The following is a 22,149-nucleotide window of genomic DNA, read 5'->3' on the forward strand; positions in this document are numbered from 1 at the left end:
GAAGCTGCGCCCACGCATAGCACTTTACATTCATGAAGTTAGAAAGTAGAAGGCTGCGTATATTTAACCAATTGCAACATTCCCGTTATTGTTGTGGTTACTCCGTTAGCTATGCCGTACCACCTGAGCGTCCGTATTGACCCCAACTCCGGCTTTTGCTTCGGCGTGATTTATGCCATTCAAATGGCCGAAGACATTCTCGATGAACAAGGCTACCTCTATTGCCTCGGCGACATTGTGCACAACGATGAGGAGGTAGAACGCTTGGAGCAACGTGGGCTGCGCATCATTGACTATGACCAGTTTGCTGCCCTGCGCGATGAAGCAGTGCTCATCCGGGCTCATGGGGAACCACCAAGCACTTACCAAACTGCGCTGCAAAACCGCCTGACGCTGATTGATGCTTCGTGCCCTGTGGTATTGAAGCTGCAAAACCGCATCAAAACCAGCTTCGATAAGAAGGATAAAATCTTCATCTATGGGAAGCACGGTCACGCAGAAGTGCGGGGCTTGCTAGGCCAGACCAGCGGAGAGGCCGTGGTGTTTGAGAACATTGAGGAGCTGCTAGGCCACGAGTTGCCGGCTAACATCACGCTCTACAGCCAGACTACTAAAAGCACAGACTCTTTCTATCGCATCAAAAACGAGCTGGAAACCCGCGGCTTTCAAGTGAATGCCAACGATACCATTTGCCGCCAAGTAAGCAACCGCGACAAAGACCTGCGGAAATTTGCTCAGCAGTTCGATCAGATTGTATTTGTATCGGGCACCAAGAGCTCCAATGGCAAGGTGTTGTATCAGGTCTGCAAAGACACTAACCCCGCCACTCACTTTATTTCTAAAGTAGATGAAATTTCTGCGGGCTGGTTTCAGCCGGGGCAGTCAGTGGGGATTTGTGGAGCCACCAGCACGCCCATGTGGCTGATGGAACAAGTGCGTGATGTGCTGCTGGCTTTGTAGCCGTTTGCAGCCGGAAAACACGCAGTTCAGTAGGTTATAATTGAGTCCATGGCATCAGTACATCCCAGTGCACGTCTGCAGCCCAGCTACTCTACCCGGCGGGTGAAGCCTGCGCCCCTGGCCTACAAGGGAGTGGTGGCGGCACTCTTGATTATCGGGGCCTGGGCGGGACTGCTTACGTTTCTGCTGGCCTACTACCAGCCCAGTTGGCATACGCCGTGGCCCTACCTGCTGGCCCTGCTGCAGACGCACTTATATACCGGCCTGTTTATTACTGCCCACGATGCCATGCACGGTGTGGTAAGCCCCAACAAGCGCCTTAATAATGGCCTGGGCCTAGTAACGGCCCTGCTGTTTGCCTTCAACTGGTTTCCGCGGATGCTGCCTAAGCATCATGCGCACCACCGCCACGTAGCCACCGAGGACGACCCCGATTTTCATGATGGCAAGCACCCTGGGTTTTTGTTTTGGTTTGCGCGCTTTGCCTGGAACTACGTAACGTGGTGGCAGGTAGCGCTCATGGCCCTAACCTACAACCTGCTCAAGCTGGTATTCCCGATGGAGAATATCATTGCGTTTTGGATGATTCCGGCCGTGTTAGCTACGCTGCAGCTCTTCTACTTTGGCACCTATCTGCCCCACCGTGGCGAGCATGCCCCTGATAATCCTCACAAATCAGGTAGCCAGTTCCGGCATCATGCCTGGGCCTTTATCAGTTGCTACTTTTTCGGTTATCATTACGAGCACCACGACCAGCCTTACCTGCCCTGGTGGCGCCTTTGGCAGGCTAAGTAGCCGCCTTAACAGGTAGAAAAATAGTTTGTTAGGAGCGGCGCCCAATATAGGAGGCTACTACCCGGATGTTTGTATATTGGGCACTGCAGCAATGGCGGCTTTAGCATTTTAAAGCGGTTGCTGCAGTGCCCTATTGCCTCCCCATGCCTCCTGATGTCCGCCTTATTTTACGCCGGATGCTCCAGCTCCTGCAATGGGGGGGAATAGTAGCCTTGTTCCTATTAGGAGCAGTTCAGTTCGCAGCTGCTCAGGGAGCCACTGCACGTGTGTTGCCGGAATACAGGCGCACCTACCAGCTGGCTCTATTGCGGCAGGCAACCCAGCAAATTTTACAGGCACGCCAGCAACTGGATACTGTGCAGTGGATGCAGGCGCACGTGGTGGCGGGGCAGGCCAGCCAACGCCTGCGGCGCTATGGTTCTGCCGTGTATCACTTTCGGCGAGCACTGCAGCTGTCCTCTAAAAACACTCGCTGGCAAGCCTCCGCACTGCCTCTGCTGGGAAAGGCCCTCTACTACCAAGGCGACACCGGCAATGCCCGGCAGGTTTATCAGCGTGCATTGGCTATGTACCAGCACCAGCACAACCTGCTTGGTAAGGGCGAGGTTTACCAGCAGCTAGGCGAGCTGTATGGGAGTGAAAACAAATGGCGCCGCGCCCAGGGCAGTCAGGAGCAGGCCCTAGAAGTATGGCGCGCTGCCCACGATTCTGCCAAGATTGCGGAGGCCTTCCACCACATTGGCATGGCCCACCAGCACCAACGGCAATACAGCCGTGCCCTATATTATTTGCAGCAAAGCCAGGCTATTGCCCTTCAGCTCCACGACAGCGTGCGGGTGGGGGAGGCGCTCAGAAGCATTGGGCAGATATACCAGGACTTTGGCAACTTTGAAACAGCCGCGGTATTCTACACTCGCGCGCTGGAAAACCTGCCCCGGGCGGCCTCGCCTACCGTGCGGGCCAACACGCTTTGGGTGCTGGCTGCCATGCAAGATTCGCTTGGGCAACACCGGCCGGCGCAGGCTGCGCTTCATCAGGCATTGGTAGCCGCCCAGCAAACAGGCTCCAGTATACTACTCAGCGGTATATACTTCTCCCTCGCTGACCTGTACCAACGCAACCGGCAACCTAGCGCGGCTCTGCGGGCCTTACGGCGGTATGTAGCACTCCAGGATAGTGCTTTGGCAGAGCAGCGCGAAAATCAAATTGCTGAGCTTCGGCTACGGTATGAATCGGAGAAGAAGGAGCGCGAAATTCAACTGCTGACTAAAGACCAGCAGTTGCAGCAGGCCAACTTGCGCCGGCAGAAGCTGCTAGGTAATCTGCTGGCGGCCGGAGCAGTCCTTTTATTAATAACGGTAGCCGCCTTGTATCGGGGGCGCAAGCAGCAGGAGAATATCAACCAGATTCTCACGCAAAAAAATGCGGCTATTAGCCAGCAAAAGGAGAAGTTAGATCGGCTGAACCAAACCAAAAACACTCTGTTCTCAGTTATCTCTCATGACTTGCGCAGTCCACTGAGCTCTTTGTACTCGCTGCTGTCGTTAATCAGTTTAGGGGCATTGCCGCCAGCCCGTCTGGCAGCGCATACCGCACGGCTGTCGCAAACCCTCGATAGCACATCGCGCCTACTTGACAACCTGCTGAACTGGTCAGCGTCGCAGATGCAGGGTGACAGTGGCACCAAACCCGAGCGGCTGCGCCTTGACATCCTCATTGAGGAGGTTTTCAGCCAAATAGCTGACGAAGCCGAGCGCAAAGAGGTGCAACTTTTGAGCGAGATACTGGAGCCCTGTAGCGCCAGAGCTGACCTGAACATGACGCGGCTTATTTTGCGCAATTTGCTGGGCAACGCCTTGAAGTTCACTTCTGCCGGAGGGTGTATCACGGTCTCGGCGCGGCGGTTAGCTACTTCCTGGGAAGTTTCAGTGCGGGATACGGGCGTGGGCATTTCGCCCGCTGGCCAGCACAAAATTCTGGAGCAAACGGAAAGCTACTCTACGCCTGGCACCGACCATGAGAAGGGCGTAGGCCTAGGCCTACGCCTGTGCAAAGAATTTCTGGAGCTGAATAATGGGGAGCTTTCCTTTGAGAGCACCGTAGGTAAAGGCACTACTTTTCGCTTTACGTTGCCAGCGGCAGAGTCTAAAACTCCTAAGCTCTCAATGCGAGTGCTGCCACAGGATGATGCCGATGCCCCACCCGCTCCAGCTAGTGTCGCCGGATAAGTGAGCGGTTTACTATGCGCTCCGTTACCCGTTCGCGGTAAGTCTGGCCTAGAGGCAGCGCATGGCCGCCCACTTTCACTTCAAGGTTGCTCACCGTTTCAATGTGCGCTGCGTTAACCAAATAGGAACGATGCGTGCGAACGAAAAGGCCGGGCGGGAGCTGTTCCTCTAAGTTCTTAAGATTTACCAGTGTTACGTGCGTGCGCCCGTCGGCAGTATTGATCTTGGTGAAATCCTTCAGGGCTTCTATGTAGAGTATCTCCCGGTAGTGCAGCCGCACAAACTGCGCGTCGGTGCGAATAAAAAACGAGCCTAGGCCAGTCATAATATCAGTCTGCATTTCCTGGTCGGTGGAGTTTGCGCGCAGGATGCTGGCCACTTTGTTAACGGCTTTCAGAAACCGGTCAAGGGAAATAGGCTTGAGCAGAAAATCAATAACATCCAAGTTAAAGCCTTCCATGGCGTACTGGGGGTAAGCCGTCATCAGAACCACCAGCGGGGGCTGCTTTAAGGAGCGTACTAGGTCAATGCCGCTTAGGTGCGGCATGGTCACATCGGAGAATAACACCTGTACCTGATTAGTCATCAGGTAACGATGCGCGTCTAATGGGTCAGTGAACGTTGCCTTTACATCTAGGATGTCCGTCATGGCCACGTAGGCTTGGAGCAAATCCAATACCAGAGGGTCATCATCAAGAAGCACACACGTAATCTTCATACAAACAGGAGCTGGATGGTAATGGTCAATATAAAAATATTAACCTGAAATCTCCTATAATTTATAATGAGAAAACAATGTTAGACTGCTAATAAACCCGATTAGTCGACTTATAAGCTGGCTCGCTATACTTTAATATCTTGGTATAGAATACTTTGATAAGTTATGTAATATTCTATCAGTTGAGTATTCACTTAGGAAGGAGCTCTGTTGCTCTGTGCTGTTGTTCCCCGTGCTGGCACCTACCGGCAAACTTTTTGGCTATGAACCGAACAATTGTTGCTTCGCCACCTGCCGGGTCTCCCGTAGTTCTGGGAGTCGAGTTAACTATTGCCAATCATGAAGGTTTGCGCCGCTCCCTCAAATCAGCGTTTGGAGTGAGTACCCGCGCCATCAACTTGCGCATTGATCCGGGGATGGATCTGATTTTTTTAAGTGAAGCTACTATTTCCAGCTCGTTGCCATGTCTGGCCTCTATTACCCGCGCTAATGTTACGGCAGTGCGGCTGCGTGATGCCCACCTAACCTGGACCCCTGAGCCGGGGCAGGCCATTGGCCGGGGCACGCCCACTCTGGGCGCGCTGGAAAGCGGCAGCTGCTTTCTCATGGCCAATAATCGCAAAGTCCTCATTGCCTCCTTCACGCCCCGGATGGTATTTCCTACGCACGTAGAAATGGAGAAGCAAGGCCAACTTAATTTGTTGGAATTTCTGCGCGCCGATACCTTCACGTTGGAAGTATCGGGCACCAACCGCCGCCGCCTCACGCGCCCTCTCAATTTCAGCGTAGTTCTTTCCTTTGAGGTACAGCTAGCCGCCGGCGCTTCGGCCTGATTTCGGCGCAACTTGTTAATCAACAGAAAGCCCCACGGCAAATGAACTGCCGTGGGGCTTTCTGGTAAGAGAGCAGCGAAACTAGTGCTTGCTGTCAGTATGTACGCTATTGGTCTTCTTGCAGCAGTCGGGCAGCTTATTGTAAGCCCGAGTGTCAGCGGTTAGCTCGTCGGCATCGTAGCCGGTACGCTGCACGGCGGTGCGCAAAGCTGCGGGGGTAGTTTTCTCGGGGCGGTACGTAACAGTTAACACCTTAGAAGGCACATCGAGGTTAGCTGCTTGCACGCCCTTCTCGTAGGCCATGCTTTTCTCCAGGCGGGCCTTGCACATATCGCACACGGCGGAGGTCTTAAACTGCACCTGCTCAGTGGTGGCGCCCCCTTTAAGTTTAGGAGTAGACTGCTGAGCGAAAGCGCTCTGCGAAGAAACCAGCAGGAAAAGGGAGGCTACTAAGGATGAAAGGAGTTTCATATCTGGAAGGAAGTAAATGGGCCGAAACCCTTGAGTAGGTAAAACACGAGTGGCCTAGGCCTAGTTCGGTAAACAGAAAAACTGTGCCATTTATAGCAGCTGGCACTACAGCTGACTAATCAAGCTTAAAGCGGACGCCCAGGTACGTAAGGCGGCCGTAAGTTGGGCCCCACACCATGGCGGCATCAAAGTCGGGGCCGAAGGGGGCGTAGGCGCCTGCAATGGGGTTGGGCTGCCGGTAATTGGTCAGATTTTCTACCCCGGCGTACAGGTCCCAGCGTTTGAATGCGCGCGTCAGCTGGGTATTCAGTAGGGCGTAGCGCGGCGCTACTGGCAACGGCTCCGTGGTGGTGCCATGCTGATGGCTCTCGCCGGGGGAGTGAGCCAGGGGGCGCTGCCCGAAGCCTTGCACCGTGAAGTCGGCCCGCCACTTATCAAAGGCCGTGGCGTAGGCCACATTCAGGAACAAGCGGTTTTTCGGCGTGAGCGGCTTGGGTAGCAGGTCTCCATTATAAGTAGTCCGTACATCGAGGTACTTATAAGCGGCTTTTGCCTGCAGACCTTTTACGGGCTCTACCTGCACCTCCGCCTGGAAGCTGCGCGAGAAAGAGCGGCCACCAGGTGCCAGATTGCTGATGATGAGCCGGTCTGCCAGCGTGTAAGGGTCGGCTACCACTTGGTTCTGGAACTCGGTGTGGTAATAGTCGGCAATGAAGGTAGCCGGGTGCCCGAAAGCGTTGAAGTACTGCGTAAAGCTGCCACCCATGTTCCAGGCCTTTTCAGGCTGCAGGTTGGGCGCAATCACGAACTCTCGCGAGCTAACCAGCATCCCGCTATTCTCGGCAATGGGGTTAGCCGTCCGGAAGCCCCGGCCGGCGGCTACGCGCAGCACAGTGTTCTTGGCCACATCATACTTCACATTGAGACGTGGGGTCAGGAACCAGCCGTAGAGGTTGTGTCGGTCGAGGCGTAGGCCAGTTACTACTGTGAGGTTGCGGGCATTCTGGTAGGTGTACTCCGCAAAAGCACCCGGCACCCGCTCCAGGCGGTTGCGGTGCTCACGGGCATAGCGCTGCGCGGCTGTTTCAGTGGGGTAGCTGAAGCCCGTTTTGTACACTTCGCGGTAGTCGTCGTGCAGGTAGCTTAGGCCAGTCCGGTAGGTGTGGGCCGTGGTGCCAATTACGCTCTGGAAAAGCAAGGTTGCTAGGCCAGTCTGCTGATTACCGTTGTAGGTGCGCAGCCCATAGGTAGAGTTAAAGTCGTGGCTGGTACCGGTCAGCAGCAGCCCCAGGCTTTGGTAGGGGCGGCCGGGCCAGGTATAGCTGGTTTTGGCGTAACCGTTGTAGCGGTCGGTGTTTTGGGTGGTGCCGTAATAGCCGCCGGGGTTTTCCTCGCGGTAGGCCACTTGCCCGCCCTGGCGCGTTTCGCGCAGTGCTCCCAGGCCTATCTCCGTCACCAGGCCCGTGCCCGACTTATACTTCCACTTGTTGAACACGTTGTACTGCGTGGCCAGCGGCAGGTCGAGGAAACCGTCTTTGTTCCGGTCTACGCGGTTGCCCAAGTGGTCAGAGTGCAGGAGCAGTGCCGTACTCACCTTCTCGCTGATGGGCGTGGCCAGGTTCAGGTTCAGGTCGAATTTGCCGAGGTCGTTGCCGTAGGCGTTGAACAGCAAGCGCTCCGCCGTATCAGGCTCTTTCAAACGGATGTTCACCTGACCCGAAATGCTCTCGTAGCCATTTACCACTGAGCCCATTCCCTTGATGATATCGATGCTCTCGATCCAGGGGCCTGCCAGGTAGCCCAGGCGGTAGGGGGTAGCCAGCCCGCGCAGCGCCGGCAGGTTGTCAATAGTCAGCAAGGAGTAAGCTCCATCCAAGCCTAGCAGCTGAATCTGCTTCGCCCCCGACACGGCATCGGTGGTAGATACCTCTACGGATGCGTTGGTTTCAAAGCTCTCGGCCAGGTTACAGCACGCCGATTTGGTTAGGTCGCGGCTGGTAATAACCTGGGTATTGGTAGGCGTGAGGCCGGAGTAGGAGGGGGCACGCCCTTCCACTTTCACCTCACCCAGTTCCGCCGCACGGCGCAGAGGCAGGCGCAAGTAGCTGTTGCCGCTCACCTGCACGGTGTCGGGGCTGTAGCCCAGGAAGCTGATGATAAGCTGGGTAGTAGGGCGAGCAGGACGCACCAAGGAGAAAGTGCCCTTGTCGTCGGTGGTAGTAGCCTCGGTGGCTGCTCCGAGCCAGCGCACTACAGCGCCCGGAAGAGGAGCATTGGAGTTGGCATCAAGCACCTGTCCGCGTACGGGGGCCACGGAGGGGTCAGTGGTTTGGGCTGACGCTGTAGCAGCGTAGAGCAGGAAACTAGCCAGCGCCAGCTGCCGGAGCCCGGAAAAAGGATACATATCGTCGGGGGTTAGGCTATCTTTCCAAAAAAGGAGCCAACAGCAAAGGTTAGCCAGCTCCGGGCCACTCTACACTATAGAGTAGCCAGTGGAAAGGTGGCCTAGACGATAAGAGTGCAGACGAACGTAAGCAGCACACGCCCCGCGCGAAGTGGGGGCGAAGCGTCACCGGCGTGCCAGCGGGCAGCACCTGTGAGCAATGGAGCAACTGGCGCACTAGGCCACTCTGCCGCAGCTAGCCAAGTTGGCAATACCGCTGGCACCAGAGTCTTAACCCAGGTCAGCTCTGGTGAAGGGGAATCCAGCTTGTGAAAATGCGCCCCAAACTCACAGCAGCTATTTTTCACCTGAGCTTTGTGCGTAGCGTGCGAGCCAGTTTGCTCAGTGGCGGGAGGCGGGCAGCCATGGTGCGCAGGCGAAAAAATTACGGCCGCCGTATGCGTGCCACTCACCCGGCAGGTATGCTGCTGCACCGTCAGGCCCACCGAAGCGGTGAGCACGAGCAGGGCCAGCCAGGCACTGAAGAGCCGATGTGTGAGTGGACGTTTCATTGCTGCAAAGATACAACGAATGCCGCAAAACGAAGGGTGCAGGATGTGGCCCGGAAGGTGCGAAATTCCTGTCCGTACCGTTGAGCCAGCGGTTAGCGCACAGGCTTGCCAAACTCCTGCGGGGCTTCGCCACTCACGCGTTATTAGGGGCCAATTTTGATGTGTTTATTAGGTAAAGTAGCGAAGTAAAAGCCAGGGTGCGAGAGTACTGACATTCTGTCAAAGCTCACCCTTGCTTCTACCACTTCTTACCACTGAGCAAGAGAAAAAGGAAGAAAAACTGCATCCAGCTGCACGAAACAGCGTATTGGAATGGTGGTAGAAAATGGTAAATCGTGGTTGCCTTTTCTAGGGCATTGCGTACTTTTGCTATATCCCGTTCCCACGCCTTTTGCGCAGCTATGAACCTTCTCTCCGGCGAATATGAGTGCAAGCTCGACCCCAAAGGGCGGCTGGTACTCCCTGCCAAAGTGAAGGCGAACCTGCCCGAGGCTTCCGGAAACCAACTGGTGCTGGTACGGGGCTTTGAACCCTGTCTCGTGTTGTACCCGCGAGCCGCTTGGCGCGTGATCCATGAGAAAGTGATGGCACTGGATGAGTTCAATGAGGAGTACCGGCAGTTTCAGCGCAACTTCTTCCGGGGCATGACAGAAGTAGAGCTCGACAACATCGGGCGTTTTATGCTGCCACGCACCATGCTGCGCTACTCGGGCATTGAAAAGGAGGCCATCATTGTGGGTTTGGGTAACCGGTGCGAGATCTGGGATCCTGAGCGCTATGATGAGTTCCTGATCAAAGATCAACAAAGCTTCTCCAAGCTCGCCCAGAAATTTCTCACCACTGAACCTGGCCCCGGCGGCCCCCTGGCCGCATGAGCGTGAACGACTACCTAAACGATACTGCCTACCACCGCCCCGTGATGCTGCGCGAGTGTCTCGAAGCCCTCGACCTGCAGCCCGGCGGCCGCTACGTAGACGTAACCTTCGGTGGCGGTGGCCATTCGGCCCGCATTCTGGAGCACCTGACCACCGGGCACCTCTACAGCTTCGATCAGGATGCCGACGCCGAGCGGGAAGCCAGCAACCTGGCGCGCCCGCAGTTCACCTTTATCCGCAGCAACTTCCGCGACTTGTACACCGAGCTAAAGCGCCACGACGCCCTGCCCGTGGACGGCCTGCTGGCTGATCTGGGCGTGTCGTCGCATCAGTTTGACACGCCGGAGCGCGGCTTCAGCACCCGCTTTGATGGGCCGCTGGATATGCGCATGAATGCCGAAGATGGCACCACCGCCGCCGATATCATTGCCGACTACTCTGAGGCGGAGCTACACCGTATCTTCGGGATGTACGGAGAGGTAACCAATGCCCGCACCTTGGCCGCTACCGTAGTAGCCGCCCGCCGTGGGCAGAGTATTACCACCATTGCAGCCCTCAAAAAGGCTATTAGCACCTGCACCCCGCGCGGCAAGGAAAATAAGTACCTAGCCCAGGTATTTCAGGCCTTGCGCATTGAGGCCAACGATGAAATGGCCGCTTTGCAGGAAATGCTCATGCAAACGGCCCAAGTATTGCGCCCCGGCGGCCGGCTGGTGGTAATGAGCTACCACTCCCTGGAAGACCGGCTGGTTAAGAACTTTATGGCCAAGGGGAAATTCTTTGGTGAAGCCGAGAAAAACCTGTTTGGCCACACCAACACGCCCTTCGAGGTACTCACCCGAAAACCCGTGGAAGCCTCAGCGGAAGAGGTAGCCCTCAACCCCCGGGCCCGCAGCGCCAAGCTTCGGGTGGCGGTAAAGAAGGAGTAGTACCGGTTCTCCGCTACCCATTCAGCCTCCTCCGCAGGAACCTTCTAAAGAACACACCAGTGGCAACTAATACACTCAAACCCGTCGCTAACCAGCCGCGCACCAATGCTCCCCGCCAGGTGGTGGAAACGGTGGCGCCCGAGCCGGTGCACACGCCCGAACCGGCGCCTGCACCCCGGCCCACTGCCCGGGCCCCCAAACCTAGCGCCGCGCAGCCTGCCCGGTCACGCAGTACCTGGAGTGTATTTACGTTGCTGGAGCGCATAACCCGCGTAGATGTTTTCTTCCAGGAGGGCCTGCCAGTGCGCTACCTTCCCCACCTGCTGTTTATCATGTTCCTGACACTGGTGTACATCGGTAACACGCACTACGCTACCCGCATGAACCGCAGCATTCAGAAGCTGAAGCTGGAAACCGAGGACCTGCGCGCCGACTACACCACGTTGTCATCTGACTACATGGAAGCCAGCAAGCAGAGCGAGGTAGCCCGTAAAGTAGCGGCCTACGGCCTGGTAGAAAGCTCCTCGCCGCCGTTCCGGATTACTGTACCCGCCGGCCGCCTTGATGAGGCTAAGCTCGATGAGGTGCCGCTACTGACCGCCGATTCTGTGTCGGCCATGTCGGCCCGCGCCAAAGCCGACTCTATCCGCCGGGCGGCTGCCCTTACGCTTACCGCCGACGACTCCGTGGCGGAAGCCGCACCGCCCATGCCCATAGGCCTAGACGTAAACGGCAACCCCGTACCTACCACTGAATCATCTTCCAATCGTTCAGCCCCCCGCCGCAATGAAAGGAAACGTTAAAAAAAGTATTGTAACCCGCATCCGGCTGGCGTTTTTGGGCGTCTGCCTGTTCTCCTGCGCCATCGTCTGGAAGGTTTCGCAGATCCAGTTCAAGGAAGGTGCCCGCTGGAAAGCCCTGGAGCAGGAGCGCCGCATTGTGTACCAGCCGGTTTTTGCCACGCGAGGCAACATCTTCGCTTCCGATGGGCGCAGCATCATGGCTACCTCGCTGCCCTTCTACCGGGTGGCCTGGGACCCCTCAGTGGTAGAAAAGGCTACGTTTGACGCTAAGGCTGATTCCTTGGCGCTGCTGCTGTCGAAATTCTTCGGCGACCGAAGCCCGCAGGAATATCTACGCAAGCTCAAAAATGCCAAGAACCCCAAGGCGCATGTGCGGTATATCCGCCTGAATTCCCGGCAGATCAACTTCCAGGAGAAAAAGGAGCTGGCGCAGTGGCCTATTTTTCGGGAGGGCAAAAACAAGGGCGGCGTCATCTTCGAGAAAGTGGATAAGCGCTTTCGGCCCTTTGGAGGCCTGGCGCAACGCACCATTGGCTTCGTGAACGAAGACAAAAATGGCGCGGGCCTGGAATTTACCTTCAACCGCCACCTGGCTGGCAAAGACGGGGAAGCGTTGTTTGAGCGCCTGCCCGGCGGTAATAAGCCCATCTACGACGGTACGGAAGTAAAGCCACAACCGGGCTACGACATCAAAACCACCCTCGACATCAACCTCCAGGACGTAGCTGAGAATGCTCTGTATAAGGCGCTGGTAGATAACGATGCCCAGTATGGCACCGTGATACTGATGGAGGTGAAAACCGGCGAAATTAAGGCCGTAGCTAACCTGGGCCGTGCCGCCGACGGCGTGTACCGTGAAGACTACAACTACGCCATTGCCGACCAGGGCCGTACTGAGCCAGGCTCCACGTTTAAGCTGGCCTCCCTGATGGCCGTGCTGGAGGAGAACCCCGACCTGACCCTGGAAGACTCCGTGAACACCGGCAAAACCGGTGCCATGCGCATCGGCGGGGCCGTGAAGACGGATACCCACGCCAACGGCTGGATTACCATTAAGCAGGTGTTTGAGAAGTCGTCTAACATTGGCGTGGCCGTGCTCGTGGACCGGCAGTTCAGCAAAAACCCCGACAAATACACCGACTACCTCAAGCGCTTCGGCCTCGATAAGCCCCTGGGATTTCAGATGGCCGGCGAGGCCCGGCCCTATGTGAAGGACCCCCATGACCGGAGCTGGAGCCGTACTTCGCTCACCACTATGTGCATTGGCTATGAGCTGAAGCTGGCGCCCCTGCAAACCCTGGCTTTCTACAACGCCGTAGCCAACGGCGGCGTGAAGGTGCAGCCCATGATTGTGAAAGAGGTTAAGCAGGCTGATAATGTAGTAGAGCGTTTTGAGCCCGTAGTGCTGAACCCCAAGATCTGCTCCGACGAAACCCTGGAGAAAGTGCAGGCCATGATGGAGGGCGTAGTAAACGAAGGCACCGCCCGCGGCATCCGGACCAACGACTACGGCATTGCCGGCAAAACCGGCACCGCCTGGAAGTTTAAGAACGGCGCCTACACCCGCATGTACTCCACTAGCTTCTGCGGCTACTTCCCCGCCGACCAGCCCAAGTACAGCTGCATTGTAGTGGTTGACTCGCCTAAGCGTCGCGGATGGTCGGGGGCTGAAGTGGCAGCGCCGGTTTTCCGCGAGGTAGCCGACAAAGCCATGGCCCGCGACGCAGCTAGCCTGCGCCCCCTGCTGGCCCGGGCGCCATCTACTACCAAAGCTCGGGTGCCCTTCGTGCAGGTAGGTATGCAGGATGAACTCACCATGGTATTTGGCCAGTTGGGCGTGACCCACGAGGGGGCTACCAACGCCGACGACTGGGTGCGCACCCAAGCCGACTCTAACGCTGGTAAGCTTAGCCTGAAACCTATGGCTGTGCGCCCCGGCCGCGTGCCCAATGTAACGGGCATGACCCTGCGCGATGCCCTATTCCTGCTGGAGAACCGTGGCCTACACGTCCGGACTCTGGGTTCGGGCCGCGTGAAAGCGCAGTCGATAGCTGCCGGTAGCCCTGCCCAGCGCGGTGCTCTGGTAGTGCTGCAGATGGAGCCAATTGGTGGACGCCCCATGGTGCCCGTACCGGCCATGCCACCACCAACGCAGGGTATGACCACCCTGGCTGAAGGCCGCAGAGTAAGGGCTGAGGCAGCTACTCTCAATGACGAGCCTACGGTAGTGCCCAAACCCGTTGCTCCGGCTGCCAGGCCTAAAGTCTCGGCTCCTGGTAAAGCTGCGGCGGTGGCCAAACCCAAGTCCAAGCCTCGGGCCTAGCTCCAGGCCACATGTTACACCTGCGCGTGCCGCGCAAGCTCTCCGTATTACGCTTTGAATCAGTCTACTTCCCTTGCTTCTCTTCTCACGGCTGTCCGCGTAACGGCGCAGTCAGGTCCCACCACTGTACCGGTGACTGGCCTAACGCTGGATTCGCGCCAGGCCGGGCCGGGAGTGGTGTTCTTTGCCCTGCGCGGCACCGCTAACGATGGCCACCAGTTTATTCCGAAGGCCGTGGAACTGGGCGCCGCAGCTGTTGTGTGCGAAGACTTACCCACTGACCTCAACCCAGCCACCGCTTACGTACAGGTAAAGGATAGCGCCGAGGCTATGGCCTACATGGCCGCTGAGTTCTATGGCCACCCCTCCCGGAAGCTGCAGCTAGTGGGCATTACGGGTACGAATGGGAAGACTACCTGTGCCACCATGCTGCACAAGCTATTCCGGGAGTTGGGCTACCACTGCGGCCTGCTGAGCACGGTGCAGAATCAGATTGATGAGCAAGTAATTCCGGCCACCCACACTACGCCCGACGCCATTCGGTTGAACGAGTTGCTGGCGCGCATGGTGCAGGCTAGTTGCACGCACGTGTTCATGGAGGTAAGCTCCCACGCCGTAGTGCAGCACCGCGTGACTGGCCTGCAGTTCGCGGGGGGCATTTTCACCAACCTCACCCACGACCACCTCGACTACCATGGCACCTTCGACGCCTACCTAAAGGCGAAAAAGGGCTTCTTCGATATGCTGCCGAAGTCGGCCTTCGCCCTCACCAACGCCGACGACAAGCGGGGCCCCGTGATGCTGCAGAACGTGGTGGGCCGCCGGGAATCGTACTCCATGCGTGGGCCGGCTACGTTCCGGGGCAAGCTGATTGAAAATGCCGTGCATGGTTTGCACCTGGAGGTAGATGGCCGGGAAGCGCAATTTCGGCTCATTGGCGTGTTTAACGCCTACAACCTGCTGGCTATTTACGGCGCTGCTGTGCTGCTAGGAGAGGAGCCCACGGAAGTACTAACGGTACTATCGGGCCTGACCTCCGCACCCGGTCGCTTTGAGCCGGTGCTGGCCGAGAAAACCCGCATCACTGGCATTATAGACTACGCCCACACGCCCGATGCGCTGGAAAACGTGCTGCAAACCATTGCCGAAATTCGCCAGCCCAGCCAGCAGGTAATTACGGTAGTAGGCTGCGGCGGCAACCGCGACGGCGCCAAGCGCCCCATTATGGCGCGCCTGGCCAGCCAGCTTTCCAACCGGGCGGTGTTAACCTCCGATAACCCTCGCTTCGAGGACCCCAACGATATTCTGCAGCAGATGCAGACCGGGGTGCCCGCCGCCGATCAAGGGAAGGTGCTTACCATTCCGGACCGCCGCGAAGCCATTAAAACCGCAGTAGCGCTGGCCCAGCCCGGCGACATTGTGCTGGTGGCCGGCAAAGGCCACGAGGCCTACCAGGAAATTAAGGGCGTCCGGTCTGATTTTGACGACAAACAAGTGCTGATAGAGATGTTCAACCTGCTGGGTAAGTGATAGTAACATCATTTACCACTGAATAGCCTAAAATCTGCGAAAACGCAACATTTGACCTCAAGCTAAAAACCCGAACCTTTGCAGCTTGGAATACTCCTGACTCCTACCTGCTCACCATCGCGCCCATGCTCTATTACTTCTTTAATTACCTCTACAAAGTTCATCACCTGCCGGGCGCGGGTGTATTCCAATACATTTCGTTTCGGGCGGCGCTGGCCGTTGTAACCTCGCTCATTATTGCGCAATTCTTTGGTAAGCCCCTGATCCGGAAGCTGCAAATGCTGCAAATTGGGGAAACGGTGCGCGACTTGGGCTTGCAGGGGCAGATGGAGAAGAAGGGTACCCCCACCATGGGCGGCCTGATTATTCTGCTGGCCATTCTGGTGCCCGTACTGCTGTTCGCTAAGCTCGATAACATTTATATCGTGCTGATGCTGCTGAGCACCGTGTGGCTGGGTATCATCGGCTTCGTTGACGACTACATCAAAGTAGTTAAGAAGGATAAAGAGGGCTTGGCCGGCCGGTTTAAGGTGCTAGGCCAGGTAGGCCTAGGCATTACGGTGGGCTGGGTGCTGTTTTTCTCAAATGACGTGACGGTGCGCCAGTACGCCCTAGCCAACGGCTCTTTCTCGGCGGTTGATGCCAGCGGCGTGTATCAGGATGTGAAGCTGATGATTACCACGGTGCCCTTCCTGAAAAACAACGAGCTGAACTACGGCGACCTGTTCGCTACCGCCGGTGACTTCTTCAACGAGTACTACGCCTTCTTCTACATTCCTATTGTCATCCTGATTATCACGGCCGTTAGCAATGGTGCTAACATTACGGATGGCCTAGATGGCCTAGCGGCTGGTACCTCGGCTATTATCGGCATCACGCTGGCAATCTTCTGCTTCGTGAGTGGTAATGCGCTCCTGGCCGACTACCTAGACGTAATGTTCATTCCGAACTCGGGTGAGCTGGTAATTTTCTGTACCGCTTTCGTGGGGGCCTGCGTAGGGTTCTTGTGGTATAACTCGTATCCGGCGCAGGTATTCATGGGCGACACGGGCTCGTTGGCTATTGGCGGCATCATTGCCGTGCTGGCCATTATCGTGCGCAAAGAGCTGCTGATTCCGGTACTGTGCGGGGTGTTTCTGGTAGAGAACCTCTCTGTAATGGTACAGGTCAGCTACTTCAAATACACGAAGCGCAAGTACGGCGAAGGTCGCCGCCTCCTGCGCATGTCGCCCCTGCACCACCACTATCAGAAACTCGGCTACCACGAGTCCAAAATCGTGTCGCGCTTCTGGATTGTGGGCATTATGCTGGCGGTCCTCACGCTGGTTACCCTGAAACTCCGCTAGCGTGTTCAAATGTGAAAAGGTAGAGCGTAGAACTTAGACTCTGCTTTCTCCACAGACCACTTGCACCTATTACCTCTAAGTTCTAAGCGTTTACTTCCCATGGCTAAAATTGTAATACTAGGAGCTGCTGAGAGTGGAGTAGGGGCCGCACTGCTGGCCCGGGCCAAGGGGTACACCGTGTTCGTGTCGGATCGGGGACCCATCCAGCAGATTTACAAGGATAAGCTCACGGCGGCCGGAATTCGCTTTGAGGAAAACAAGCACAGCATAGATGAGCTGTTGCTGGCCGATGAGGTAGTAAAGAGCCCCGGCATTCCGGAGAAGACAGAAGTTATACAGGCCCTGCGGGAGCGTAACATTCCCATTATCTCTGAAATAGAGCTGGCGGGCCGCTATACTAAAGCCAAATGCATTTGCATTACCGGCACCAACGGCAAAACCACTACTACCTTGCTTACCTATCACTTGCTGAAAGAAGCCGGCTTTAAGGTAGGCCTGGCGGGCAATGTAGGCTATAGCCTGGCCGAGCAGGTAATTGAGGATAAGCACGAGTATTACGTGGTAGAGCTAAGCAGCTTTCAGCTGGATGATACCTACGAGTTCCGCCCCTGGATTTCCATACTGCTCAACATCACCCCCGACCACCTTGACCGGTATGGGTACTCCATGGAGAAGTATGCGCTGGCTAAGCTGCGCATTATGCGCAATCAGGACAGCTCGGGGTATTTCATCTATAACGCCGATGATGAGGTGATTCAGCGGTATTTCCAGGCTGCTTTCCGGACGGTAGTACAAATGCCATTCAGCCTGCATGACCGTCCCGATTATCAGCTGGCGGCCTATTATTCCTCCGAAGACGAAATCTGCGTGGACCTGTTGCCGGGATACTACAGCAAAACGGAGAAAATTGATACCTCGGCGTCTCCGCTCATTGGCCAGCACAACCGGCAGAACACCATGGCCGCCGTACTGGCGGCCCGGATAGCCGACATCAGCAAGCCCCAGATTGAGGCTGCGCTGGCTTCGTTCCGCAACGCGGAACACCGTCTGCAGCCCGTGGGAGAGGTGAAGGGCGCCCGCTTTGTCAATGACAGCAAAGCCACGAACGTGGAAGCGGCATGGTTTGCCCTCGATGGTATTCGTCAGCCCATTGTCTGGATAGCCGGTGGCACTGATAAAGGCAACGACTACAGCTCTCTGGTTCCGCTGGTGCAAGCCCGCGTAAAGGCGCTGATTTGCCTGGGCGTTGATAACGAGAAGTTGAAAGCGGCCTTCGGGGCCGTGGTGCCCCACCTGGAGGAAACCCGGAGCATGGAAGCGGCCGTGCGGCGGGCCGCCGAGCTTGCCTCGGAAGGCGACGTGGTGCTGCTCTCACCAGCCTGCGCCAGCTTCGACCTGTTTCGTAACTACGAAGATCGAGGCCAGCAATTCATTGAACAAGTAGAAAGCCTGATGGAGGCCTAGGTCACTACGCTAGCTCGCTTTCCACCTCATACTAAGTCGTTTCAGTACTCACCCGTCATTTTTCTCAGTACTACGATATGGAACCGATAACCAACTGGCTGCGGCAAAATCTGAAGGGCGACCCCATTCTGTGGGGCATTGTGTTGCTGTTCTCCTTCATCAGCATTGCGGTAGTATACTCTTCTACGGGCACCCTGGCCTACAAGCAGCAGGGCGGCAACACCGAGTACTACCTGCTGAAGCACACGGGCCTGATCTTCTTCGGTCTGGCCTTTATGTGGCTGGCCCACCGCATTGATTACCGCTACTACTCGCGCCTTTCGCTGTATGCCTTGCTGCTCTCGGTACCGCTGTTGTTGTTTACCTATATGCTGGGCCCCTCGGTAAATGGGGCCTCGCGTTGGCTCACCATTCCGGTTATCAACCAAACCTTCCAGCCCTCCGACTTAGCTAAGCTCGCCCTGATCTCGCACCTGGCCTCCATGCTCAGCCGGCGCCAACAGCACGTTGATGACTTCAAGACCACGCTACTGCCTGTAATGCTGTGGGTAGGCATTATCTGCGGCCTGATCATTCTCTCAAACGCCTCTACGGCACTGCTGCTGTTTGCTACCTGCTTGCTGCTTATGTTCATTGGCCGCGTACCCCTGAAGCAAATGGCCGTGATGGTGGCCATTGGGGTGTTGGTTGGCGGAGTAGGCCTAACTGCCGGTCAGCGCTACAAAACGGTGCTCTCTCGCCTGGAAAGCTTCACCGACAAGAGCAAGCCCGTGCCCTTCCAGCTGGAGCATGCCTACATTGCTGAGGCCACAGGCGGCATCTTTGGCAAAGGCCCTGGCAAGAGCACGGAGCGCAACATCATGCCCCACCCATACTCCGATTTTATCTATGCCATCATTATTGAGGAGTATGGTCTGTTTGGCGGCGTAGTTGTGCTGTTTCTGTACTTGGCTTTTCTCTATCGAGGGCTAAAAACGGTAATGAATAGCTACGGGGCCTTTGGCGGATTGCTGTCGGCGGGGCTGAGCTTTAGTCTGGTCTTGCAGGCCATGGTAAATATGGGCGTGGCCGTAGGGCTGGGCCCAATTACCGGCCTGCCATTACCGCTATTAAGCATGGGTGGTACCTCTTTGATTTTCACGGGCATTAGTATTGGGATTATTCTGGCCGTGAGCCGGGGAGAACGGGAAATCCGCCCCATGGTAGGTGAGCCAGAAGATACCGCCCGCATTCCGCGCGTCTCGTCTTACGCCTAAAACAACTGCTTTCAGAAGCCGCTGTACTTACACCGCTTCACTGCCTTTTCTACTGAATGCCCACAACTAAGTCTACATCTGCCCCGGCTCCCTATCGCGTCATTATCAGTGGCGGGGGCACAGGCGGGCATATTTTCCCGGCCGTTGCTATTGCCAACGAGTTGCGCCGCCGCCAGCCCAACGCAGAGATTCTGTTTGTGGGGGCCAACGGCCGCATGGAAATGACGCGCGTACCCGAAGCGGGCTACGAGATTTTGGGGCTAGATATAAGTGGCCTGCAGCGTCGCCTGACGGCAGAAAACCTGCTTTTTCCAATTAAGGTGATGCGCGCCGTACGTAAGGCCGGTAAGCTCATTGAAAAATTCCGGCCCGATGCCGTGGTAGGAGTAGGGGGCTATGCTTCGGCTCCGGTGCTTATGGCCGCAACCTCGCGTGGCATTCCAGCCCTTATTCAGGAGCAGAACTCTTATGCCGGTCTTGTAAACAAGCTACTGGCCCGGCGGGTACAGCGCATTTGTGTGGCCTACGAAGGCATGCAAAGCTTCTTCCCCTCTGATAAGCTGGTGCTGACCGGTAACCCCGTACGCACTGAAATTGCCAGCGGCCAGCGAGAAGAGGCCCTGAAGTTCTTTGGCCTGACGCCAGACAAACCAGTGCTACTAGTTATTGGAGGCAGCTTGGGAGCCCGTACGCTAAACCAAGCTACTGCCGCTGCGCTGCCCCGTCTGCGCGAGGCAGGGGTGCAGCTGCTGTGGCAGACGGGCAAGCTCTATTTCCCGGAAGCCGAGAAACAAGCCGCTCCCTATGCTTCTGATAACTTGCAGGCTCTGGAGTTTGTGCGGCGCATGGACCTGGCCTACGCCGCCGCCGATGTGGTGGTCAGCCGGGCCGGAGCCCTGTCAGTGTCAGAGCTGTGCCTCACTGGTAAGCCCAGCATTCTGGTGCCCTCACCTAACGTGGCCGAAGACCACCAAACCAAGAACGCGCTGGCGTTATCCTCGCGGCAGGCGGCGCTGCTGGTCCCTGATGCGGAAGCCGGAACGCGCCTCTACAATGAAGCACTAGAACTCTTACAGGACACTGCCCAGCAGCAGCGCCTGGCCACCAATATACGGGCCCTGGCCCGCCCCGATGCTACGGTTACCATCGTGGATGAACTTCTAGCCCTCATGGAACACTAATGAATCCGGTAGCAGCAACTCCCTACGTATTCTTTCTGGGCATTGGTGGCATCGGCATGTCGGCACTGGCGCGCTGGTTCCAGGCCAACGGCCACACCGTGAGTGGGTACGATAAAACCTCTACGCCCCTAACGGAAGCCCTGGCCGCTGAAGGTATTGCCGTGCATTACCAGGATGCCGTCGCAAGCATTCCGGCGGAAGTGCGGGAAAACCGCGCGCAAACGCTCGTGGTGCTCACGCCGGCAATTCCCAAAGACCATCAGGAATGGGCCTGGCTTCGGGAGCAGGGCTACGATATTCGCAAGCGCAGCCAAGTGCTAGGCCTGCTCACTCAGGGCCGGCCCACTATTGCGGTAGCCGGTACGCACGGCAAAACGACCACCAGCAGTATGGTAGCACATTTGCTTCACCACGCCGGAGTGCCTAGCGCCGCGTTCCTGGGCGGCATCTCGGTAAACCTGGGCTCCAATCTGCTCCTGCCACCCACTGCATTGGAGTTGGCCACTCGCAACTCCCCAATGACTGCCGAATCAGTGCCGGTAGTAGTGGAGGCCGATGAGTATGACCGCAGCTTTCTGACGCTTTACCCTGATGTGGCCATTGTAACCAGCACCGATGCTGACCACCTTGACATCTATGGGCATAAAGATGCGCTGGTAGAGTCGTTCCGTCAGTTTGTAAGCCAAATTAAGCCGGGCGGCACACTCATTCTTAACCATACCGCCGACTCTAGCGTGGCGCAGGCGGCGCCGGAAGGGGTGCGCGTTATCCGCTATGGGCTTTCTCCGGAGCAGGGGCCAGAGCTGTACGCCAGCAATATAACTGCCCAGGGCCACCAGTTCCGTTTTGACATGTGTGGCCCACAGGGCATAGTAAGTGGCCTGGAACTAGCTGTGCCTGGTTATCACAATGTAGAAAACATGTTGGCGGCAGCCTGCGTAGGCCAGTTATACGAGCTTACTCCGGAGCAACTACAAGCGGCAGTAGCGGACTATCGAGGTGTAAAACGTCGCTTTGAGTTTATTCTAACGGCGGGTGCCACGCATCCCGATCATGTATACGTGGATGATTACGCCCACCATCCACGCGAAATTGAGGCTTTTCTTCGTTCCCTGCGGGCACTGTATCCGGGTCGGCAGTTACGCGTGGTTTTTCAGCCTCACCTGTTCTCTCGGACCCGCGACTTTGCGCCAGGATTCGCTGAGAGTCTGAGCCTTGCTGATGAAGTAGTGCTGATGGATATTTACCCCGCCCGGGAGCTGCCGATGCCCGGCGTGACGTCGGAATTAATTTTATCCCAAATAACCGCGCCAAAAAAATCGATTCAGTCGCGGGAGCAAATTTTGACAAATGCCGAAACTGATACGAATTTTGACGTATTAGCCACTGTAGGAGCAGGAGATATTGATCAACTTGTTCCTCGTTTAAAGAATATTTTGAATATTCGCTGGAATGGAGCTCAAGCGTAAAGCCAACCATCTG

The 22,149-nt window shown here is 56.6% G+C and carries 18 protein-coding genes; 14 read left to right on the forward strand and 4 right to left on the reverse strand.

The annotated features are described in order from the left end of the window. Nucleotides 1-111: 111 nt before the first annotated feature. The 3 genes from HMJ29_RS13305 to HMJ29_RS13315 all read left to right on the forward strand — a co-directional run bounded on the left by HMJ29_RS13305 (nt 112) and on the right by HMJ29_RS13315 (nt 3,983). Nucleotides 112-960: a 4-hydroxy-3-methylbut-2-enyl diphosphate reductase gene (locus HMJ29_RS13305; protein ID WP_171591956.1), complete on the forward strand. Its 849-nt coding sequence runs from the start codon at nt 112-114 to the stop codon at nt 958-960. A 48-nt stretch (nt 961-1,008) separates the two neighbouring features. Further along, nucleotides 1,009-1,755 (forward strand): fatty acid desaturase, encoded by a 747-nt coding sequence (locus HMJ29_RS13310; RefSeq protein ID WP_171591957.1) that lies wholly within the window; start codon nt 1,009-1,011, stop codon nt 1,753-1,755. 266 nt (nt 1,756-2,021) lie between these two features. Continuing rightward, on the forward strand, nt 2,022-3,983 hold the full coding sequence (locus HMJ29_RS13315) for a tetratricopeptide repeat protein (protein ID WP_171591958.1): 1,962 nt from the start codon (nt 2,022-2,024) through the stop codon (nt 3,981-3,983). Here the strand turns inward: HMJ29_RS13315 and HMJ29_RS13320 are convergent. Then, nucleotides 3,967-4,701 carry a LytR/AlgR family response regulator transcription factor gene (locus tag HMJ29_RS13320; RefSeq protein WP_171591959.1) on the reverse strand — a complete coding sequence of 245 codons (735 nt, stop codon included), beginning with the start codon at nt 4,699-4,701 and terminating at the stop codon, nt 3,967-3,969. The genes HMJ29_RS13315 and HMJ29_RS13320 overlap by 17 nt on opposite strands. 263 nt (nt 4,702-4,964) lie before the next feature. On the opposite strand from HMJ29_RS13320, the gene HMJ29_RS13325 reads away from it, so the two are divergent. Next, nucleotides 4,965-5,534: a hypothetical protein gene (locus tag HMJ29_RS13325; protein WP_171591960.1), complete on the forward strand. Its 570-nt coding sequence runs from the start codon at nt 4,965-4,967 to the stop codon at nt 5,532-5,534. Between the two features lie 81 nt (nt 5,535-5,615). On the opposite strand, the gene HMJ29_RS13330 is transcribed toward HMJ29_RS13325, so the two are convergent. From HMJ29_RS13330 to HMJ29_RS13340, 3 genes are all read right to left on the reverse strand, one after another. Further along, nucleotides 5,616-6,005 carry a heavy-metal-associated domain-containing protein gene (locus HMJ29_RS13330; RefSeq protein ID WP_171591961.1) on the reverse strand — a complete coding sequence of 130 codons (390 nt, stop codon included), beginning with the start codon at nt 6,003-6,005 and terminating at the stop codon, nt 5,616-5,618. 115 nt (nt 6,006-6,120) lie between these two features. Further along, nucleotides 6,121-8,409 (reverse strand): TonB-dependent receptor, encoded by a 2,289-nt coding sequence (locus HMJ29_RS13335; RefSeq protein WP_171591962.1) that lies wholly within the window; start codon nt 8,407-8,409, stop codon nt 6,121-6,123. 101 nt (nt 8,410-8,510) lie between these two features. Beyond that, nucleotides 8,511-8,960: a hypothetical protein gene (locus HMJ29_RS13340; protein ID WP_171591963.1), complete on the reverse strand. Its 450-nt coding sequence runs from the start codon at nt 8,958-8,960 to the stop codon at nt 8,511-8,513. Nucleotides 8,961-9,361: 401 nt separating this feature from the next. Here HMJ29_RS13340 and mraZ point away from each other — a divergent pair, with 401 nt between their 5' ends. The 10 genes from mraZ to murC all read left to right on the forward strand — a co-directional run bounded on the left by mraZ (nt 9,362) and on the right by murC (nt 22,136). Beyond that, nucleotides 9,362-9,835 carry a division/cell wall cluster transcriptional repressor MraZ gene (gene mraZ, locus HMJ29_RS13345; RefSeq protein WP_135434042.1) on the forward strand — a complete coding sequence of 158 codons (474 nt, stop codon included), beginning with the start codon at nt 9,362-9,364 and terminating at the stop codon, nt 9,833-9,835. Continuing rightward, nucleotides 9,832-10,764 carry a 16S rRNA (cytosine(1402)-N(4))-methyltransferase RsmH gene (rsmH, locus tag HMJ29_RS13350; RefSeq protein WP_171591964.1) on the forward strand — a complete coding sequence of 311 codons (933 nt, stop codon included), beginning with the start codon at nt 9,832-9,834 and terminating at the stop codon, nt 10,762-10,764. Before mraZ ends, rsmH begins: the two co-directional genes overlap by 4 nt. 59 nt (nt 10,765-10,823) lie before the next feature. Then, the gene (locus tag HMJ29_RS20355; protein WP_216634054.1) at nt 10,824-11,567 is read left to right on the forward strand and encodes an FtsL-like putative cell division protein; all 744 of its coding nucleotides are present in this window, start codon (nt 10,824-10,826) and stop codon (nt 11,565-11,567) included. Further along, entirely contained in the window at nt 11,551-13,890 is a 2,340-nt protein-coding gene (locus tag HMJ29_RS13360; RefSeq protein WP_171591965.1) for a penicillin-binding protein, read from the forward strand. Before HMJ29_RS20355 ends, HMJ29_RS13360 begins: the two co-directional genes overlap by 17 nt. Nucleotides 13,891-13,944: 54 nt before the next feature. Next, complete coding sequence (locus tag HMJ29_RS13365) at nt 13,945-15,420, forward strand: UDP-N-acetylmuramoyl-L-alanyl-D-glutamate--2,6-diaminopimelate ligase (RefSeq protein ID WP_171591966.1); 1,476 nt, start codon at nt 13,945-13,947, stop codon at nt 15,418-15,420. A gap of 125 nt (nt 15,421-15,545) precedes the next feature. Continuing rightward, nucleotides 15,546-16,766, forward strand: coding sequence for a phospho-N-acetylmuramoyl-pentapeptide-transferase (gene mraY, locus HMJ29_RS13370; RefSeq protein WP_171591967.1), 1,221 nt, complete (start codon nt 15,546-15,548; stop codon nt 16,764-16,766). Between the two features lie 99 nt (nt 16,767-16,865). Then, a complete protein-coding gene (gene murD, locus HMJ29_RS13375) occupies nt 16,866-18,230 on the forward strand; it encodes a UDP-N-acetylmuramoyl-L-alanine--D-glutamate ligase (RefSeq protein WP_171591968.1) in 1,365 nt (454 codons plus the stop codon). 77 nt (nt 18,231-18,307) lie between these two features. Then, nucleotides 18,308-19,486 carry an FtsW/RodA/SpoVE family cell cycle protein gene (locus HMJ29_RS13380; protein WP_171591969.1) on the forward strand — a complete coding sequence of 393 codons (1,179 nt, stop codon included), beginning with the start codon at nt 18,308-18,310 and terminating at the stop codon, nt 19,484-19,486. Between the two features lie 56 nt (nt 19,487-19,542). Continuing rightward, nucleotides 19,543-20,667, forward strand: coding sequence for an undecaprenyldiphospho-muramoylpentapeptide beta-N-acetylglucosaminyltransferase (gene murG / locus HMJ29_RS13385; protein ID WP_171591970.1), 1,125 nt, complete (start codon nt 19,543-19,545; stop codon nt 20,665-20,667). Beyond that, on the forward strand, nt 20,667-22,136 hold the full coding sequence (gene murC / locus HMJ29_RS13390; protein WP_171591971.1) for a UDP-N-acetylmuramate--L-alanine ligase: 1,470 nt from the start codon (nt 20,667-20,669) through the stop codon (nt 22,134-22,136). Before murG ends, murC begins: the two co-directional genes overlap by 1 nt. Nucleotides 22,137-22,149 lie beyond the last annotated feature (13 nt).

It is taken from the genome of Hymenobacter taeanensis, from assembly GCF_013137895.1.
Classification (GTDB): domain Bacteria; phylum Bacteroidota; class Bacteroidia; order Cytophagales; family Hymenobacteraceae; genus Hymenobacter; species Hymenobacter taeanensis.

What these genes read in the sequence shown, in the direction of transcription:
- HMJ29_RS13305 (WP_171591956.1), top strand. Translation starts at nt 112, where the DNA reads ATGCCGTACCACCTGAGCGTCCGTATTGACCCCAACTCCGGCTTTTGC.
- HMJ29_RS13310 (WP_171591957.1), top strand. Translation starts at nt 1,009, where the DNA reads ATGGCATCAGTACATCCCAGTGCACGTCTGCAGCCCAGCTACTCTACC.
- HMJ29_RS13320 (WP_171591959.1), bottom strand. Translation starts at nt 4,701, where the DNA reads ATGAAGATTACGTGTGTGCTTCTTGATGATGACCCTCTGGTATTGGAT.
- HMJ29_RS13325 (WP_171591960.1), top strand. Translation starts at nt 4,965, where the DNA reads ATGAACCGAACAATTGTTGCTTCGCCACCTGCCGGGTCTCCCGTAGTT.
- HMJ29_RS13330 (WP_171591961.1), bottom strand. Translation starts at nt 6,005, where the DNA reads ATGAAACTCCTTTCATCCTTAGTAGCCTCCCTTTTCCTGCTGGTTTCT.
- HMJ29_RS13335 (WP_171591962.1), bottom strand. Translation starts at nt 8,409, where the DNA reads ATGTATCCTTTTTCCGGGCTCCGGCAGCTGGCGCTGGCTAGTTTCCTG.
- HMJ29_RS13340 (WP_171591963.1), bottom strand. Translation starts at nt 8,960, where the DNA reads ATGAAACGTCCACTCACACATCGGCTCTTCAGTGCCTGGCTGGCCCTG.
- mraZ (WP_135434042.1), top strand. Translation starts at nt 9,362, where the DNA reads ATGAACCTTCTCTCCGGCGAATATGAGTGCAAGCTCGACCCCAAAGGG.
- rsmH (WP_171591964.1), top strand. Translation starts at nt 9,832, where the DNA reads ATGAGCGTGAACGACTACCTAAACGATACTGCCTACCACCGCCCCGTG.
- HMJ29_RS13360 (WP_171591965.1), top strand. Translation starts at nt 11,551, where the DNA reads ATGAAAGGAAACGTTAAAAAAAGTATTGTAACCCGCATCCGGCTGGCG.
- mraY (WP_171591967.1), top strand. Translation starts at nt 15,546, where the DNA reads ATGCTCTATTACTTCTTTAATTACCTCTACAAAGTTCATCACCTGCCG.
- murD (WP_171591968.1), top strand. Translation starts at nt 16,866, where the DNA reads ATGGCTAAAATTGTAATACTAGGAGCTGCTGAGAGTGGAGTAGGGGCC.
- HMJ29_RS13380 (WP_171591969.1), top strand. Translation starts at nt 18,308, where the DNA reads ATGGAACCGATAACCAACTGGCTGCGGCAAAATCTGAAGGGCGACCCC.
- murG (WP_171591970.1), top strand. Translation starts at nt 19,543, where the DNA reads ATGCCCACAACTAAGTCTACATCTGCCCCGGCTCCCTATCGCGTCATT.
- murC (WP_171591971.1), top strand. Translation starts at nt 20,667, where the DNA reads ATGAATCCGGTAGCAGCAACTCCCTACGTATTCTTTCTGGGCATTGGT.